Origin of the sequence: Enterococcus sp. DIV1283b, from assembly GCF_051710965.1 — a bacterium.
In the GTDB taxonomy this organism is placed as follows: domain Bacteria; phylum Bacillota; class Bacilli; order Lactobacillales; family Enterococcaceae; genus Enterococcus_B; species Enterococcus_B lactis.
Window position 1 is genome coordinate 2,585,692 of sequence record NZ_JBIOLR010000001.1, and the last position, 16,574, is coordinate 2,602,265.

The following is a 16,574-nucleotide window of genomic DNA, read 5'->3' on the forward strand; positions in this document are numbered from 1 at the left end:
CTTACTTTTGATGTTCGTGTTCTGCTAACAGCAAACTACCGACAATCCCACTTTCATTCGGCAGTCCCCAACGAACGATATATTCACTTACTTGAGGTGTTTCCATGTAGCCACCCATCAATTCAACAAATTGCTGACGAATTTTTTGAAGGAGATGGTCCTGATTCATTACCCCGCCGCCTAAAATAATCTTTTCAGGTGCTAACGTCAACGTATAGTTGATCAGTGCTTGAGCAATATAGAAAGCTTGAATATCCCAAATCGGATGATCTTGCGGCAGATCTTGCCCTTTGATCCCTATACGTGCCTCAATAGACGGACCTGCCGCTAATCCTTCTAAACAGTCTTTATGATAAGGACAAGTGCCTTCATATTGATCATCTGGATGGCGTTTTACCCAAATATGTCCCATTTCAGGGTGTGCGATCCCTGAAAAAATTTCCTCATTGATCACGACGCCTGCACCAATTCCTGTTCCCACAGTAAGGTAAATACAACTATTTTTTCCTTGTGCTGCTCCTTGCTTCAATTCCCCGTATGCAGCCGCATTGACATCCGTCGTCCAAGCAATAGGAACATTGTAGCGTTTCCTGATTGTGCCGAGAAAATCAAATTGTGCCCATCCTTTTTTGGGAGTTGCCAAAACGTATCCGTAATTGTCTTTTGTTTGGTCGATACCAATCGGGCCGAATGAGCCGATCCCGATTCCTTTCAGTTCATAACGATCAAAAAATTCAAATACTTGTTCCAATGTTTCTTCTGGTGTTGTGGTAGGGATACTTGTTTTTTCCAAAATCTCTCCACCTTCTGAAATCGCACACACAAATTTTGTTCCGCCTGCTTCTATTCCGCCATACATTTAGTTTTCCTCCTCGAATCCGATTGTCCGAATTTCATAAGGTTGGATTATCGGGAGAACCGATTGCTGCGTTGGTTCTTCAAGCAGATTCAATATGACCGTTTTTCGATTGTCTTTAGTTATTTCTAACTTTTCTAAATGACTAGACATATTGAAACCTCTCACTACTACTTTATCACTAAACTTACTCCGTTTCAAAGCTGTAATTGCAAACGTTTCACTTTCTATCGTTAAATATTGTTGTTTTGATGCCAATGTTCCTTCATGATGTTTGATTTGTTGAGTGGAAAAAGGAATCTGTGCCGCGTATGCATGCAAATAAGTAGAGAATGTTTCTTCTGGTCCATGCAGTTCAACGCTGTAATTGAACCGATGCTTACCTAAACACTGTGCTTCTGGTGTTGGAAAATACCCCCAATCTCCTAGTTCTCCCACACAGCGAAGTAGCGTCACCGCGATTTGTCCATCTGCTGTTACTTCATATTCATTCAAACCAAAGTTACCAACTGTTACACCGTACTGTTCATCATGAATATTGACAAATGCTTGTTGATGTTGCGGATTCGTGGGATTTTCCCAGCTCCTAGGTACATGGTTTGGGCGCTTTACTACTTCAAAAATACTATCTGCTTCGTGATGTTCCACATGTAACTTTGTAGGAAACAAGACACGCAATCGATGATCTTTCATTTGATTGTCAAGAGTCGTTTCAAAGTCGATTTTTTTACTATCTTTTCTGACAGTCATGATCGTTTCTAGTTGAAGGATCCGTTTTTCTTTAGAACGTTCTGCTTTTCGATAACGAAATTCTACAACCATCCGTTGTTCTTTCTCTAAACGCTCGTCTGCAGAAACTGGAATCTCCATTTCCTGTAGAATACTTATTTTGGCTATTTCTGGTGTATCTACTAATACTTTTACTTCAGAGCCCTCTTGATTACTGGATAGGATTGGTTGATCATAGACAGGTTGCTTAAAGATATACTCGTTTCCTATATCACCGATATCTTCAAAAATATGCAGGTTATTCCATTTTCGTTTGTTTTTACGATCTTCCATTGTAATGGTACCGTTTTTTTCAATCGTCAAACGCAGGTGGTCGTTTTCGACGATTTGTCCACTCTGACGGATCATTGTTTCCTTTTCTTCTGCTTTCGCTTCCCCTTCTACAAGCGCGAATGTTTCCCAAGAAAATGCTGGCATGTTTTTTATTGGTAAAGTTACCTTGATCGTTCTTGCCATATACGGCACACGGAAACGATCTTTCGGCAAATCATAACCAAATTGGACAGTTTCTTCAGATAAAATAGCTGGTATAGTGGTCCCGCTTTTTGTTTCTACGTGATACTTCCGTCTAGGCAACTGTTCTAACTCTTGATACAGTTGTTCAGGTATTCCTTCAGCGAATCTTTTTCTTGCTAATTCGATGGTTATTTCTGCTTCACCGCTTTTATCCATTCCCGCAGTATTTACAACGACAAATGGAAAGCTGTCTTTTGGAAATCCAGTTGTATCGATTGCTGTGGTCAGTTGTTCTAAAGAATCTTGTGCAAGATACTTTCCGACTTCATCTGCTTTTTCAAAACGAGGTATCATTTCCCGATGGACAGAATCAACTGAACAACCGCAAATGCTGTCGTGAGGATGATTTTGCATTAATGTCTTCCAAGCATAATCTAATTGATCGTGGGGGTAAATCCCTGTAACTTCGTAAGCCATCGTCGCAAGTGGTTCTGTGATGTTTTCTAGCTGCCGTTGGACCTTGGTATTCCATTGCTTCAAGTAAACGCGAGCAGATGCTGTATTGGCTAAAGTATACCAGCCATCCGTTTCTTGACTTGTCAATTCTCCTTCTACTGAACCTAAGTCTTCTGGCAACTCTTGTCGAACTGCTTCCAGATAGTCAGTAAAATTAGAATGGATGAACTCGTAATCTGGCAACAGCTCATTTGCGAGATGAATTGCTTTTGATATATCTTTTTGTACTGGTTGATGATCAACACCATTCATCATTAATAGATGATCAGTAGATGCATATTGTTCTGCATCTGCTAATTTCTGCTTCCAAAAGACACGAGCAGCTTCTTTTTCTACGGGAATCTCATTCCCATTGCTATACCAATTGGCAAATAACAGACCAAAGATTGCTGTTTGATCAGGTCCTTTCCACCACATCTCTGAGTATTGAGAAGAATAGTTTTCTGCTTCCAGAACTTGATTGTCAAAGCCAATTGGTTTTACCCCACGGCCAAATGCCGCTGCTGAAATACCAGCTTGTTTCATTAATTGAGGCGTCTGTCCCATATTTCCAAATGTATCAGGAAAATAACCTAACATGACGGGGTTTCCCCATTTACGGCTTTCTTCCATACCAATCAGCATATTTCTCACGTTTGATTCCGAACTGATCAGAAAATCATCTTGCAAGATATAAAATGGTCCGATTCTTAATTTTCCTTCATTGATCGCTTGTTGGAGTGCCTGTCTTTTTTCTGGTCTTACTTGAAGATAGTCATCTAAAATAATCGTTTGCCCATCCAAATGAAAACTGTTGAAGGACGGATCAACTTCAAATAGCTCTAGTAAATCGTCTATCAATTCAATCAACCGCATGTGATGCTGTTCGTAAGCCATGTACCATTCACGATCCCAATGGCTATGAGAAATGATATATACTTTCTTTTTCATTTACAGTATCTCCTATTTTTCTACTCGAATATCAAAGTAATCCATAACTAATTCGCAAAACATCATATTTGCCCAAGAAAACCATTCTCTCGTATAATTTTCAGGATTGTTCACATCAAATCCTTCGTGCATAAGATGTGTTCCTGCATCAGTTGCTACAAGCAAATTCAATAGCCGTTCTTTTTCAGATTTATCTGGTGTTGTCATTCCTTCCATCGCTAATGCAATCGGCCAAACATACTCTTTTGGCGTATGGGAAGAGCCAATTCCTTTTGCATATTTTCCTTCATAAAAATATGGATTCTCTTTACTCAACAATGTTCTTCTTGTTTGAAGATAATCTTCCTCTTGTTCCGAACAGTAACCCAAATAAGGTGCCGCGATCAAATTGGGCACATTACTGTCATCCATGACCGTCGCATTACCCATTCCATCTACTTCGTATGCATAAATCGTTTGCCCTTTTTGATTAACCGTCCGTCCGTGATTTTGGATACCTTCTTGGATCTCTTTCTTCAATATTTGTGCTTTCTGTACAATTTCTTTATCATCGAGTATTGTTTGGAAAATTTCTTCCACATAACCTAACACGACCACCGCAAACATATTGGATGGTACCAGATATCCGTAACGGCAAGCATCATCGCTAGGACGGAACCCCGACCATGTCATACCTGTAAAAGTTGTTTTGGCTCCTCGTCCGGCATTGATCAGCGTATCTTCTTTTCTTGTCGTATCTCGTATAAATGTATAAGGAGAGTGTTCATGATCCTGCTCTGTTTCGAACACGCCTAAGATTTTTTTGATCCCTTCAATAAAAGTTGGGTTGAATTGGTCCGTTTTTCCTGTATTTTTGTAAAGAAGATAGGCCAACTGTATCGGGTAGCATAAAGAATCAATTTCATATTTTCTTTCCCAGATCCAATCGTTCATTTTTGTGTGATCTGTTTGGTGTCCCGCACCGTTCGCTTCTTCATTGAAGGCATTCGCATATGGATCGATGTTGATATAAAAAAATTGCTTTTTGACCAACCCACTAATCATGTCAGCTAGTTCCTCATCTTCTTTTGCAATCACTAAATAAGGACGAACTTGTGCAGTAGAATCTCGCAACCACATTGCAGGAATGTCTCCTGTCAATAAAAAAGTAGTACCGTCATTTTGCTTTTTGACTGTTGTCAAAAGTGTATTGGCAAATGCTGCTGTAAAATTCGTTGCCCAGTCCGCATGGGTTTCCCCGCATTTTTGTGTGATATCATCCATAAATTTTTGCACTGACTTTGGTATATCTTTATAAACCATACAAATCTCCCCTTTTAACTTGATATATCTTTAAAGATTATACCTCTTGCGACACTTTATGTCTACGCTTTCAAAAAAATAACTTTTTATTTACTTTTTCATCTATTATGGTATTATTTAAATATGATATATCATTAAGAGGTGTTTATATGAATCAACCATTGTACCAGACAATATTTAATGATTTGCAAACGGCTATTTTAACTGGTGAATTACCTGTGGATAGCCAACTACCAACGGAAAAGGAACTTTCCCATACTTATAAAGTAAGCAGAATCACTTCCAAACGCGCATTGACTGAATTAGAGCAATTAGGGCTGATTTATCGCGTTCGTGGAAAAGGCAGTTTTGTTAAATCAGCTTCTCCGGATCAGATGCTTCCTTCTCCTACAAAAACACGGCGGATTCTGTTTCTTCTTCCATATGTCGCTGATTTATCTGTTGGTGATTTTACCAAGGGATTGAATCCTGTGATGCAGGATAAACAGATGGATGTCATGATGACGACACATGATTTTTTACAAAATAAAACGGCAAAAGAACTCATCCATGAATTTGATGGATTGATTTATTATGCCTTTGATACAGAACAGCATCTTGACTTGCTTTTTGAGCTTTCATTAAAGGAATTCCCTGTTATCATATTGGATAAAAAAATCTATGAATTGCCTTTTCCTACCGTGCTTTCCGACAACTTCCAAGGTGGTGTGCTCGCTACTTCTCATTTGATCGAACAGGGACATTCAAAAATCGCTTATTTATTTGGTGCACAGACTCATCCACAATCCGTACGTCAGCGTTACCTTGGTTACCTTGAAGCATTGGACAAAGCTGGTTTGGCTTTTCACACTTCGCTGGATGACAAAAGCGCGACATTCGATGAATTGCTTTCTTATACCACTAAGTATGAAGTGACCGCTTTTGTTTGCGAAAACGATGTTGTCGCTATCCAGACGATGAATTTCTTGAGACAGCATGATTATCATGTTCCTGAAGATTTTTCAATCATCGGATTTGATGATATCCAAGCAGCCGCTCTTGTTGATCCACCGCTGACAACCATCGCACAAGATTTTGAACAATTAGGCAAGCTTGCTGGAGAGTCTTTGATTACTTGGTTAGAGACAAACGAACGTCCTTCCGACAGCAAATTTCCAGTTTCATTTATCAAAAGACAATCAACAAAGGAGAAATAAAATGAATATCGGTCAAATAGATACTAGACATGGCACAGCTAATCAGCCAAATTTCTCTAACGGGAACTGCCAGCCTTACACTGGCGTTCCTTTTGGGATGAATTATTTTGCACCGCAAACGACCGATCAAAACGGCAGCTGGTGGTTTCATCCTGAGGACCGTGTTTTTCAAGGTTATCGACTTACCCACCAGCCAAGTCCTTGGATGGGCGATTTCAGTCATATGCTGCTCACGCCAATCAATGGTAAATTACAGGAAAATACTCTTTTTCATGCTCAAAGTTCTTACCGCCCAGAAGAAAGTATATTTTGTCCGACTCATCTGTCGATCCGTCAATTGCGTTATGGCATCCGTTCTACATTGATACCCAGTATGTATGGCGGAATCTTATCTATTGATTACAGCACAAATGATAGCGGTTTACTTTTATCCTTTCCGGGACGTCATCAGCTCTTTGTTATAGATCCTTACACAGTGGAAGGAAAAATCACACATTTTGCTGGTTCAGAAGATCCTGATTTTTCTTTTTATTTTATATTGAGATTTGAATATCCTTTAACAATTGATGAGCTAGCTGTTTCCAACAAAAATAGCGATTCGATCCCGTTGTATTTTGAACAGACAAAAAAACAAACCATCCGATTTGGGACATCTTTTATCAGCCCGGAACAAGCAGCTTATAACCTGGAACTAGAACAAAATCAAAGCAAAGAGACTTACCTTACTAACAGCCAGAAACAATGGCAATCCTATTTTGATCGTATACAGCTCACACACCATGATCAACAACAATTGCGGACGTTTTATCATAATTTATATCGGGTGTTTTTATTTCCGCAAACATTTTATGAAATGGATCCTAGTGGGCAAAAAATCCACTATGATACGACTAGCCGATCTGTGAAACCTGGTGTTCTCTATACAAATAATGGGTTTTGGGATACGTATAAAACGGTTTATCCTCTTTATTCTTTGATTGCTGTAGAAAAGTACGAAGAAATGCTGGAAGGTTTTTTGAATAGCTATCGAGAAACTGGTTATTTGCCAAAATGGCTGTCTCCTGACGAACGTGGACTAATGCCTGGGACATTGATCGATGCGGTCGTTGCAGATGCTGCTGTGAAAGATATTCGGCCAGACTTGATGCAGGAATTTCTAATAGCAATGAAGAAAGGCGCTACAGTTCAAAGTAATCATCCAAATTATGGACGACAAGGGACAGATGATTACTTGACATACGGCTATGTTCCTAATCGCTACCATGAATCGGTCAATCATACGCTAGATTATGCTTATAGCGACTTTTGTATTAGTCAAGTTGCCAAAGTACTAGCAGAGGACGAAACGGCGAAAAAATATCAGCAACGATCATTGAACTATCAAAATATTTTTGACTATGAGACAGGATGGATGCGTTCCAAAGATAAAAATGGCAAATTCAGAGAACCATTTTCTGCTCATCGTTGGGGACAAGATTATGCAGAAGGCAGTGCTTGGCAAAGCAGCTTTGCTGTTTATCATGATTTTGCAGGGTTGATCGAAAAATATGGCGGCAGTGAGAGATTCAAAGAAAAACTCATTGCTTTGTGTAATCAATCTCCGACATTTGAAACAGGAGGATATGGTTTTGAGATTCATGAAATGAGCGAGATGGCTGCGATAGAATTTGGGCAGTTAGCTATCTCCAATCAACCAAGTTTTCATTACCCATACTTGTTCAGCTATATTGGACAACCCGAAATGGCGCAGCCATTGCTTAAACAATTGATGACTCAAACTTTCGACGATTCTTCAACGGGTTACCCTGGAGATGAGGACAACGGAAGTATGGCTGCTTGGTATATCTTCAATAGTCTGGGATTCTATCCTGTCACACCAGGAACCGGTGAATATGTTATCGGTATGCCTTTAATGGACAAGGCTGTTGTGCTTTTGTCAAATGGAAAGGAATTGACGATTGAAGCCACTCCTAATCGGCCGCAGCAGCAATTTATCCATAAAATCAACCGGATGGATAAAGAATATACGAAATTATATTTTACCCATCAAGATTTGCTGAAAGGCGGCAAGATCTCTTACCAATTAGGTATCGTCCCTCATCCTAAGAAGTATCGATCAAAAGATTTGCCTTTTTCCTTATCAAACGATAACTAACAAGAGGATGTGAAAAAGCTGTCCTGCATCAAGTAATAAGAACAGCCAAGCAAAAATAGCTCCTCATATTTTTCGTTTGGTTGGGCTTATTACCGCAGATGCAAGCTTTTGAACACCGTTTATTGAGAGATTGTAAAATCAGCGTTTTGACCTGATTGTTAGAGAAACAAACGGCAAAATAGTTCCTCATATTTTGCTGTTTGTTGAGCTAATACTGAGGGTTAGCTGATTCAGTGGTTGTGAAAAAGCTGCCCTGCCTCAAGTAATAAGAACTCTCAAAAGTTAGCTTTCTAGATAAACTTTTGAACATTGATTCATTCCATACGCTTCTTCTTTTAGGATTCTCCTCTCTTTTCCCGATACTCCTTAGGTGATCTGCCGACAATCTTCTTGAATAATTTAGAGAAATACGTGGTATTGTTGTAGCCAATCTCACTTGCTATTTCATTGATGTTTTGATTACTGTGCAAAAGCAACTGCTTTGCTTTTTCCATACGTAAGTGGTTCAAATAAGCTGAAAAACTTTTTTTCGTTTCTTTTTTGAACAACTGTCCTAAATACATGACATTTAAATGCAAACTTTCTGACACTTCTTTGAGTGTAAGTGGTTCTTGATAATGCTGATGCAGGATTTCGATTACTTTTTCTACATTGCCACTGTACTTTCTCTTTCTCTGGTGCTTTTGGATGAATGACAGAAGTAGCTGGTGGAGTTCTTGCACCGTTTTTGCCCGATGAATTTTTTCGATTCCTTGTAAATATTCCTCATCTTCTAGATCAATCAATTCCCGTTGAATCTCCATAAACAGTAAAAAGCTGGAGTACCGGATGTCTTCCGGCATCATGGCTGCTAATTGAAATTGTTCGAAAAAATCAGTGATCATTTTTTGGGCAACATCCAATCGTTTATTTTGCAACACACGTCTGAAATTTGAAAAATCGATGGTTTGCCCTTTTGTTGTTGCTTGTACTGCATAAAAAACATGCTCGTCTTTATCTCCATAAAATTGATGCAACTGTAGATTGTCTTTTGCTTGTTGAAATGTTTCAGGGATCTTGTCCGACGAATCTGTCTCTTCCCCGATACTGATCAGCCATTCCTGATCAGGAATGTTTTCTTGAATAAAACAGCAGAATCCATCAACTTCATCTGCCTCCAACAAAAGCGTAATCAATATACGGTCTCCGTAATTTCTTTGATAGTAAAAGATTTGCTGATGTTCTTTCAACCATGTATTGATAAGAGAATCATGAATTCTTGATAATTGGATCAATACTATTCTATGCTGTTTCTCACTGATTTGTCCTATTATTTCTTCTTCACTTGCTTCATCTAACTCTTCACTCAACCATTGACTGAATAATAGTTCCTGATAGATTTCTTGCTGATTTTTTTGTTCATTTTGCTGGTCTAACCGTGTTTTGATTTTCTTGAGGCTTTCAATCAATTCGAACTTATTCACGGGTTTCATCAAATAATTCACCGCGCCTAACTGCATGCCTTCTTTCAAATAATCAAATTCTTGGTACCCGGACAAAATCATAAATTCAAAATTATGATGTTCTTTTTGAGCCGCTTCAATAAATTCCAGTCCGTTTATTTCTGGCATCGTCACATCCGTTACCACTAGATCAATCCGCTGTTGTTCAAGGACAGATAGTCCTTCTTTGGCATTCTCCGCTGTTGCTGCTATTTGAAAACCTAAACTTTTCCAATCAATTATCTTTTTCAACCCATTCAAAATCATATATTCATCATCTACCAATAACACCTGATACATGTTCACCCCTCCTTGAATGTAATAGAAACAGTCAGTCCACCTGTCTCATTATTCTCAAGCGACATGTAATAACTGCTGCCGAAATTGGCACGTAAACGTTCATTCACGTTTTGCAGACCGATTGATTTGTGAAGTTCCACTTTGGGATGAGACAGTTTTTCTTCCACCTGTTTTAGCCGTTTTTCAGTCATCCCTCTTCCATTATCTTTGACGATGATCCTAACCCTCTTGTCTTCCTGTAAGACTTTGACACTTAGGGCATTATCAAATCGAGTAAAATCAATACCATGTTTAAAATAATTTTCAACTAATGGTTGAATCACAAATTTGGGTACTTCGATTTTTTCTAAATCAGGATCGATCATAAAATGATAGGCCACTCGATTAGGATAACGCATTTGATATAAATAGACATATTTCTCGCAAAAGTCCAGTTCTTCTTTCAAAGAGATCGTCTTCTCTTGATTTGTGTTGTTTCGGAGCAAGGCGGAAAAAGCGTATACAACATCTGCTAATTCTTCGCTTCCTTCGCTGATTGCATACATTCGGATATATTCTAATGTATTGTATAAAAAATGCGGATTGATCTGTGCTTGAAGCGCCCGCATATGTGCATCTTGCTGTTTGATTTCTAGTTTGTAGATGTCTTCGACAAATTGATTGATGCTATCCAACATTTCGTTGATACCGATTGAAAGTTCCTTTAGTTCATATTCCGTTTTTGTTGTATCAATCCGTGTTTCTAAATTCCCTGCTGCTGTTTGCTCCATTGCCTGCATGACGATGGATATTTGCTGTGAATATCGTTTGAATGTTTTATAAAGAAAGATAAGCAATATACTGTCTAAAACAATGATACCGACAATCAGCGGTGCAAGGTTTTTCCCCGTTTCGATTTTTACGCTTTTTTTATCTAATACAGCTAATATTCGGTAATCATCCGACAGTTCTTGATGTTGGATAAAATTATTTTTTCTCAGATTAGCAATTGGCAATTGTGAATTTTTCTGAAGACTCTCTGAGATAATCGTTTCTTGTCTTCCAAACGTTTCTTTAGCTATTTTATTATCATGGAACGTATACAAGCGATTTGTCGTGCCAGAAATCATGTATAAAGAGAGTCCATTGAATGACGTTAGATTCTCTAAAATCGTATCTAGCTCTTTCTTTTGGAAACCGATAAAAATACTGCCTGACTCAGCTCCTCCTTGTGTGATAGGCAACTTGATATAAAAGGCGTCTAGTAATTTTGGCGTTCCTGCTTTTACTTCTCCGCCTTTGTTTTCTCTAGAGGATTCATAATACTCCGGTAGCTGATTCAACACGATATATACCGCACTTAGTTCTTCATAATTTATATAAAGATCTTTGATTTGATTTGGGAAAGAAACTAATTCGTCGGTACTGTTTTGCTGCTCATATACATACATCAAATACTGATCTATGGGTTTTGTTAAGTAGGTAGTGACATTTTCGATTTTTTCGGAATCACCGACGAGTTGGTTTTTAATGATCCTACTCAAAGTTGTTTTGTCATTCAGCATTCTGCTTGTACTTTGAACGGCATCACTTGTCATGTTTTCTGCCTGCTTTTGGTTTTGATCCCACGTATGGACACTAAAAATAATAGTAGCAGTCATCGTTACACCAATCATGATAACCGCATATTTCCTTAACAGCCGATTCAGTAAGGTTCCTTTTGAAAATAGAATCCGGATCCTATTCATAACTTTCCAACTGTTTATCTAACTCTTCACGCCACTGTTTCGTCATCGTACCATTCCAAACCGTCAAAAGACCAATGACACCAAATAGGATCAATCCTTTGAATTGCCAAGTCACAGCTATAATTACACCGCTACCAATAATTGTTTTTAGAAAAGACGAAAAGCTGGAAAAAACCGAAATAAAACTCAGCTTTAGTAAATTAGAAACAGAGATCGTATATTCACTGTCTAAAATCATACTGTATTGATAAGTAGCAAATAGGCAAAATAAGGCAAAAAGCAAAATAAAATCAATAGCTAAAAAAATGAGCCCTTTGATTTGAACAGATAGATATAGATTGTAGCTCAATAAAGCAGTACTAGATAAAAATAAACCAAATAGCAGATTTCCTCTTAAAAAATTTCTTTTATATATATTCCAGCCTCTTTTTAACGTGATTTCTTTATACTCGAATCCATATAAATAAAATAACTCATTGACTGTTTTCCATGCCGTACCTAATCCAAAGATGATTCCGCCGGCAAACGTATATATCCAGAAATATAAGGTTAGTTTTATCATGACCCAGATCCGGATAAACAACTCTTCCAAAACCTTTCCTAACATATCTTCTCCTCCAAACATTAAGTTTATACTTTCTTATTATACAAAAAAGGTTGGGCAATCAGCACCATGGCCTGAGTATTAGAGAAACCAACGAAAAATAGTTCCTCATATTTTGCCGTTTTGTGAGCGAATACCGAGGGGCAGCTGATTGAACACCGTTTACCAAGAGGTTGTGAAATAGCCGCTTAGTTTCGAGTAGTAAGAAAAATTTTGTGAATATGGCTTTCCACATTTTTACATAAATTTAGCTTAATACCGAGAAACTGGCTTTTGAACACCGTTTATTCGGAACAAGAGGTTGCGACACGTTTTTGTCACAACCTCTTTGTCTTTATTCATTATTGTTCTTGTCGAAACTCGTCATATTGTTTTTGCATTTCTTTCAATACCTTGTCATAACCAGCTTTATCTAAAGCTTCTTTTAATTTCGGCAATGTTTCATCTGGATCAACAGTTCCTGTATTCAATCCATCCAAATACTGGTTCATGACATTTGAAATATTACTTAATTCTGTTTTCACACTGTCCGTGTTGAAGCTGAATCCTAAAATCGGTGAAGTTTCTGCTTCAGCAATCGATTGGTCGCGTTTGGCAATCATGTCATCCGTAATGGACTCTTGTGTATATAGAATCTTATTGTTTCCTGTATTCCAAGCAGACATATGTGTGTTTGGCTGATAACCATCTAGCAATTTGATTTTATCCTCTGAACCATCGACTTTTTCCCATGCTTCTCCTTCGATTCCCCAAACAAGTCCATTCAATAATTCTGGATCACTGTTAATCAGCCCTAGAAGTTCTACTGATTTTTCTTTATTTTTTGAAGTATTGGATACGACAAAATTTGCCATTTGTGCTTGAGCTGTAGATTTCAATGGAACAGTAATTGCTTTTGAAACTAGTTCTTGTTTTGCTGCATTTGTCAAAATCGTGTCGCCATAATCATAGGGTCCTTGTGTTTCTCCACGCATCAGCCAAGTATTTCCTTCTAGTGGATAGTCCTTATTGCTCGTTGCAGCGTCACTTGGAATGAGTCCTTGTTTGTACCAGCTATGCATCGTACGCAACAGTCCGATATACGTTTCATTGTCGTATTGATTGATGATTTTTGAATCATCTCCATCCAGATCAATAGCAAATGGTAAAGTGTTCCCTAAAGGATAGTCAAAGTTTCCTTGGACTTTGAATCCTTGTCCAATCGCAAAAGCGGCCGTGTTTGGTTCTTTTTCATGGAATTCCTTCAAAACTTTTTCTGCATCAGCGTAAGATTGGATTCCATCAATTGAAAGGTCATATTTATCTAGTAAAGCTTTGTTAAAAGTAAGTACTTGTTGAGCAAAGACATTTCCATTTACTGGAAAGGCATATAATTTCCCATTCACCAAATTTCCTTTGATATAAGCTTCGTCTAAATCATTATACGCTTTTTCAGCATACTTAGGCGCTAATTCAGTCAAATCAGCAAAGGCTCCTTTTTGAGCATTGGAAACATAGTTGTTCGCAAAGGCGATATCGTAATTTTCTCCGGAAGAAATGATGACGTTCATTTTCTTTTCGTAATCGCCCCAACCAATGTAATTGATATTGACTTTTGCACCGATCTCTTTTTCGATTCGTTTGTTTGCCACTTCCATCAATTGATCGAAATTATCCGGTTTATCACCGATTTGATACATCTGCAAAGTGTCCGAATTGCTAGCTTCTGCTTTCTCTTTAGAACCAGAACCTCCGCATGCCGCTAATGTACCTACCAACAATACTGAAACACCTGTAAAGGCTAGTTTCTTCCATAACTTCATTTTTCTTCCTCCTAGTTTTATGATTTATATTTTTTTCTTTATTCTTTTACTCCACCGATCGTTAGACCTTTGACAAAATGTTTCTGGAAAAATGGATAGCTGATCGCAATAGGCAACGTAGAGATAACTACGATCGCCATTCTGGCGGATTCTCCTGGAACTGAAGCTAGCCCACCTGTCAATTGGCTTCCTGCTCCTGAATTTTGCGTCAGATATTGAATATTACTTTGGATTTTCATCAAAAGATACTGTAGTGGAACTAGCTTATCATCTTGAATGTATAGTAAAGCATTGAACCAGTCATTCCAGTAACCCAATGCGGCAAATAAGCTGATTGTCGCGATACCAGGAACAGCTAACGGTAAAACGATTTGAACGAATATTCGAAGTTCGCTAGCTCCGTCGATCCGCGCCGATTCAATAATCGAATCAGAGACCGAACGTTTAAAGAATGTGCGCATCACAATAATATTGAAGGGGCTGACAGCCATTGGCAAGATCAATGCCCAAATCGTATCTTTTAACTGGAGAAGATTTGTCATAACAAGATAATTGGCTACCATACCGGGTGAGAACAACATCGTAATCAAACAAAAAACGGTAAAAAAACGACGGAATGGAAAATTTGACCGCGAAATCGCATAAGCATATAAAGAAGTAGCCGTGCTATTGATCAGTGTACCTAAAACAGTGACAAGCATAGTAACATAAAGCGCTTGGAAAATCTTATCCTGCATCTGATCGAACAAGTACGTATAACCAAATAGACTGAATTTTTCTGGCCAAAAACTGTACCCGTGCGTCGACAATATGGACTCATCGGTAAAAGAGATGGCAATAACAAATATAAATGGCAAAATACAGGAAATAGCAAAGAGTGCAATCATTATATTAGAGAAAAAATTGGTCGTCTTATTGAAAGAACGGACTTGGACTCTCTCCACTTTCTTTTTTTTCATTTTTTTCCTCCTTAGAATAATGCAGAGTCGCTATCAAAACGACGGGCGACCGTATTTGTGATCATCAATAAGACAAAACCGACAACTGATTGATAAAGTCCTGCAGCAGCCGTCATACCAAAATCTCCTGTGGATGTCAGCCCATTGTAGATATACGTATCCAAAACTTGAGTCACATCGTACAATGCACCGGAATTCCTAGGAATGTTATAAAACAGACCAAAATCAGCTCGGAAAATGTTTCCTACGGCTAAAATCGTTAAAATCGTCATCAATGGAATCAGTTGTGGTATCGTCACATGTTTGATTTGCTGCCATTTGCTAGCTCCATCAACCATAGCAGCTTCATAATAAGTCGGATCGATTCCCATAACAGATGCAAAGTAAATGATGCTGTTATAACCAATCCCTTTCCATGTACCGATGAACACTAAGATAAATGGCCAATATTTCGGTTCATTATACCAATTGACAGCTTCTCCTCCGTGTCCAGTAATCCACTGGTTGAATATTCCTTTGTCGGGACTTAAAAAGGCGTAAACGAAGTAACTGATAATGACCCAAGATAGAAAATAAGGGAGCAAGGACATCGTTTGATAAACTTTAACAAGTCGTTTATTTCTCAACTCGCTCATAATGATTGCAAATACGACTGAAATGAGCAGATTTAAAAGGATAAATGTTACATTATATAAAATTGTATTTTTAGTGATGAGAAATGCTTGGTCCGAAGAAAATAAAAATTTGAAATTTTCCCAACCCACCCAAGGACTTTCCCTCAGGCTAGCCAAGAACCCCTCTGCTGAAATATGAAAATTTTTGAATGCTACGACATTCGCCATTACAGGTATGTAAAAGAAAAAAATCATCCAAAGCATACCCGGTACAGCCATCAGGACAAGTGCTTTATAACGCCATAGATTCATAAAAAAATGATTGAACCCCTTTCGTTTTTTCATCTAAAAACCCCTTTCGATTCATTCGCAACGTCATTATAGCGCTTTCAATAATGAGAATAAATAAACAAAGTATAGGGAAAATGAAACAAAGTATAGGAGAGGTTGTGAATTCAGCGTTTTGTCCTGAGTATTAGAGAAAAAAACGGAAAAATAGTTTCTCATATTTTACCGTTTTTTGAGCTAATACCGAAGGTCAGCTGATTGAACACCGTTTATCAGAGGTTGTGAATTCAGCGTTTTGTCCTGAGTATTAGGGAGATCGTAACCTTACTATCTAACTCTGAGTCACAAGGAACAATGGGGACTGTGACAAAAGTCTTGTCACAGTCCCTTATTCTGAACAAACAGTGGAAGTAGCTTCTTCGGAAATAAGCCGAAATTTTACAAAAATTTGAGAAGCAATTTTCGTCAATTCCTTCTTATTTCTTGAAGCTGACCACTTCTATTACAACCTCTACGCTTAATCTTTGCTTTCCTTCACAAAAAAGCCATCCAAAAGTCAGACGGACAAGTCTGCTTTTCAGATGGCGCTACAACTACAC

General features: G+C 38.2%; 11 protein-coding genes. 2 read left to right on the plus strand and 9 right to left on the minus strand.

The genetic code is table 11. The features are described 5' to 3' along the window. Nucleotide 1 precedes the first annotated feature (1 nt). The 3 genes from IGJ53_RS12685 to IGJ53_RS12695 are packed head-to-tail and all read right to left on the minus strand — an operon-like array spanning nucleotide 2 to nucleotide 4,849. Nucleotides 2–859, minus strand: a complete 858-nt coding sequence (locus tag IGJ53_RS12685) for an ROK family protein (RefSeq protein ID WP_010733462.1) — start codon at nucleotides 857–859, stop codon at nucleotides 2–4. Continuing rightward, a complete protein-coding gene (locus IGJ53_RS12690; RefSeq protein WP_438750403.1) occupies nucleotides 860–3,547 on the minus strand; it encodes an alpha-mannosidase in 2,688 nt (895 codons plus the stop codon). It lies immediately after the preceding gene. 12 nt (nucleotides 3,548–3,559) lie between these two features. Continuing rightward, nucleotides 3,560–4,849 carry a glycoside hydrolase family 125 protein gene (locus tag IGJ53_RS12695; protein WP_010733464.1) on the minus strand — a complete coding sequence of 430 codons (1,290 nt, stop codon included), beginning with the start codon at nucleotides 4,847–4,849 and terminating at the stop codon, nucleotides 3,560–3,562. A 149-nt stretch (nucleotides 4,850–4,998) separates the two neighbouring features. Between IGJ53_RS12695 and IGJ53_RS12700 the strand changes: the two genes are divergently transcribed. Both IGJ53_RS12700 and IGJ53_RS12705 read left to right on the plus strand, forming a co-directional pair. Continuing rightward, nucleotides 4,999–6,045, plus strand: a complete 1,047-nt coding sequence (locus tag IGJ53_RS12700) for a GntR family transcriptional regulator (RefSeq protein ID WP_010733465.1) — start codon at nucleotides 4,999–5,001, stop codon at nucleotides 6,043–6,045. A gap of 1 nt (nucleotide 6,046) precedes the next feature. Further along, nucleotides 6,047–8,200 (plus strand): GH92 family glycosyl hydrolase, encoded by a 2,154-nt coding sequence (locus tag IGJ53_RS12705; protein WP_010733466.1) that lies wholly within the window; start codon nucleotides 6,047–6,049, stop codon nucleotides 8,198–8,200. A gap of 335 nt (nucleotides 8,201–8,535) precedes the next feature. Here the strand turns inward: IGJ53_RS12705 and IGJ53_RS12710 are convergent, their stop codons facing one another. From IGJ53_RS12710 to IGJ53_RS12735, 6 genes are all read right to left on the minus strand, one after another. Beyond that, complete coding sequence (locus IGJ53_RS12710; protein ID WP_010733467.1) at nucleotides 8,536–9,981, minus strand: response regulator transcription factor; 1,446 nt, start codon at nucleotides 9,979–9,981, stop codon at nucleotides 8,536–8,538. A gap of 2 nt (nucleotides 9,982–9,983) precedes the next feature. Further along, nucleotides 9,984–11,708, minus strand: coding sequence for a sensor histidine kinase (locus IGJ53_RS12715; RefSeq protein WP_086323901.1), 1,725 nt, complete (start codon nucleotides 11,706–11,708; stop codon nucleotides 9,984–9,986). Continuing rightward, nucleotides 11,701–12,315: a YesL family protein gene (locus IGJ53_RS12720; RefSeq protein WP_010733469.1), complete on the minus strand. Its 615-nt coding sequence runs from the start codon at nucleotides 12,313–12,315 to the stop codon at nucleotides 11,701–11,703. The genes IGJ53_RS12715 and IGJ53_RS12720 overlap by 8 nt, the downstream gene beginning before the upstream one ends. 338 nt (nucleotides 12,316–12,653) lie before the next feature. Continuing rightward, nucleotides 12,654–14,114 carry an ABC transporter substrate-binding protein gene (locus IGJ53_RS12725; RefSeq protein WP_002374178.1) on the minus strand — a complete coding sequence of 487 codons (1,461 nt, stop codon included), beginning with the start codon at nucleotides 14,112–14,114 and terminating at the stop codon, nucleotides 12,654–12,656. 38 nt (nucleotides 14,115–14,152) lie between these two features. Beyond that, the gene (locus IGJ53_RS12730) at nucleotides 14,153–15,073 is read right to left on the minus strand and encodes a carbohydrate ABC transporter permease (RefSeq protein ID WP_002374176.1); all 921 of its coding nucleotides are present in this window, start codon (nucleotides 15,071–15,073) and stop codon (nucleotides 14,153–14,155) included. A gap of 11 nt (nucleotides 15,074–15,084) precedes the next feature. Continuing rightward, nucleotides 15,085–16,032, minus strand: a complete 948-nt coding sequence (locus IGJ53_RS12735) for an ABC transporter permease (protein WP_010733470.1) — start codon at nucleotides 16,030–16,032, stop codon at nucleotides 15,085–15,087. Nucleotides 16,033–16,574 lie beyond the last annotated feature (542 nt).

What these genes read in the sequence shown, in the direction of transcription:
- IGJ53_RS12685 (WP_010733462.1), bottom strand. Translation starts at nt 859, where the DNA reads ATGTATGGCGGAATAGAAGCAGGCGGAACAAAATTTGTGTGTGCGATT.
- IGJ53_RS12690 (WP_438750403.1), bottom strand. Translation starts at nt 3,547, where the DNA reads ATGAAAAAGAAAGTATATATCATTTCTCATAGCCATTGGGATCGTGAA.
- IGJ53_RS12695 (WP_010733464.1), bottom strand. Translation starts at nt 4,849, where the DNA reads ATGGTTTATAAAGATATACCAAAGTCAGTGCAAAAATTTATGGATGAT.
- IGJ53_RS12700 (WP_010733465.1), top strand. Translation starts at nt 4,999, where the DNA reads ATGAATCAACCATTGTACCAGACAATATTTAATGATTTGCAAACGGCT.
- IGJ53_RS12705 (WP_010733466.1), top strand. Translation starts at nt 6,047, where the DNA reads ATGAATATCGGTCAAATAGATACTAGACATGGCACAGCTAATCAGCCA.
- IGJ53_RS12710 (WP_010733467.1), bottom strand. Translation starts at nt 9,981, where the DNA reads ATGTATCAGGTGTTATTGGTAGATGATGAATATATGATTTTGAATGGG.
- IGJ53_RS12715 (WP_086323901.1), bottom strand. Translation starts at nt 11,708, where the DNA reads ATGAATAGGATCCGGATTCTATTTTCAAAAGGAACCTTACTGAATCGG.
- IGJ53_RS12720 (WP_010733469.1), bottom strand. Translation starts at nt 12,315, where the DNA reads ATGTTAGGAAAGGTTTTGGAAGAGTTGTTTATCCGGATCTGGGTCATG.
- IGJ53_RS12725 (WP_002374178.1), bottom strand. Translation starts at nt 14,114, where the DNA reads ATGAAGTTATGGAAGAAACTAGCCTTTACAGGTGTTTCAGTATTGTTG.
- IGJ53_RS12730 (WP_002374176.1), bottom strand. Translation starts at nt 15,073, where the DNA reads ATGAAAAAAAAGAAAGTGGAGAGAGTCCAAGTCCGTTCTTTCAATAAG.
- IGJ53_RS12735 (WP_010733470.1), bottom strand. Translation starts at nt 16,032, where the DNA reads ATGAAAAAACGAAAGGGGTTCAATCATTTTTTTATGAATCTATGGCGT.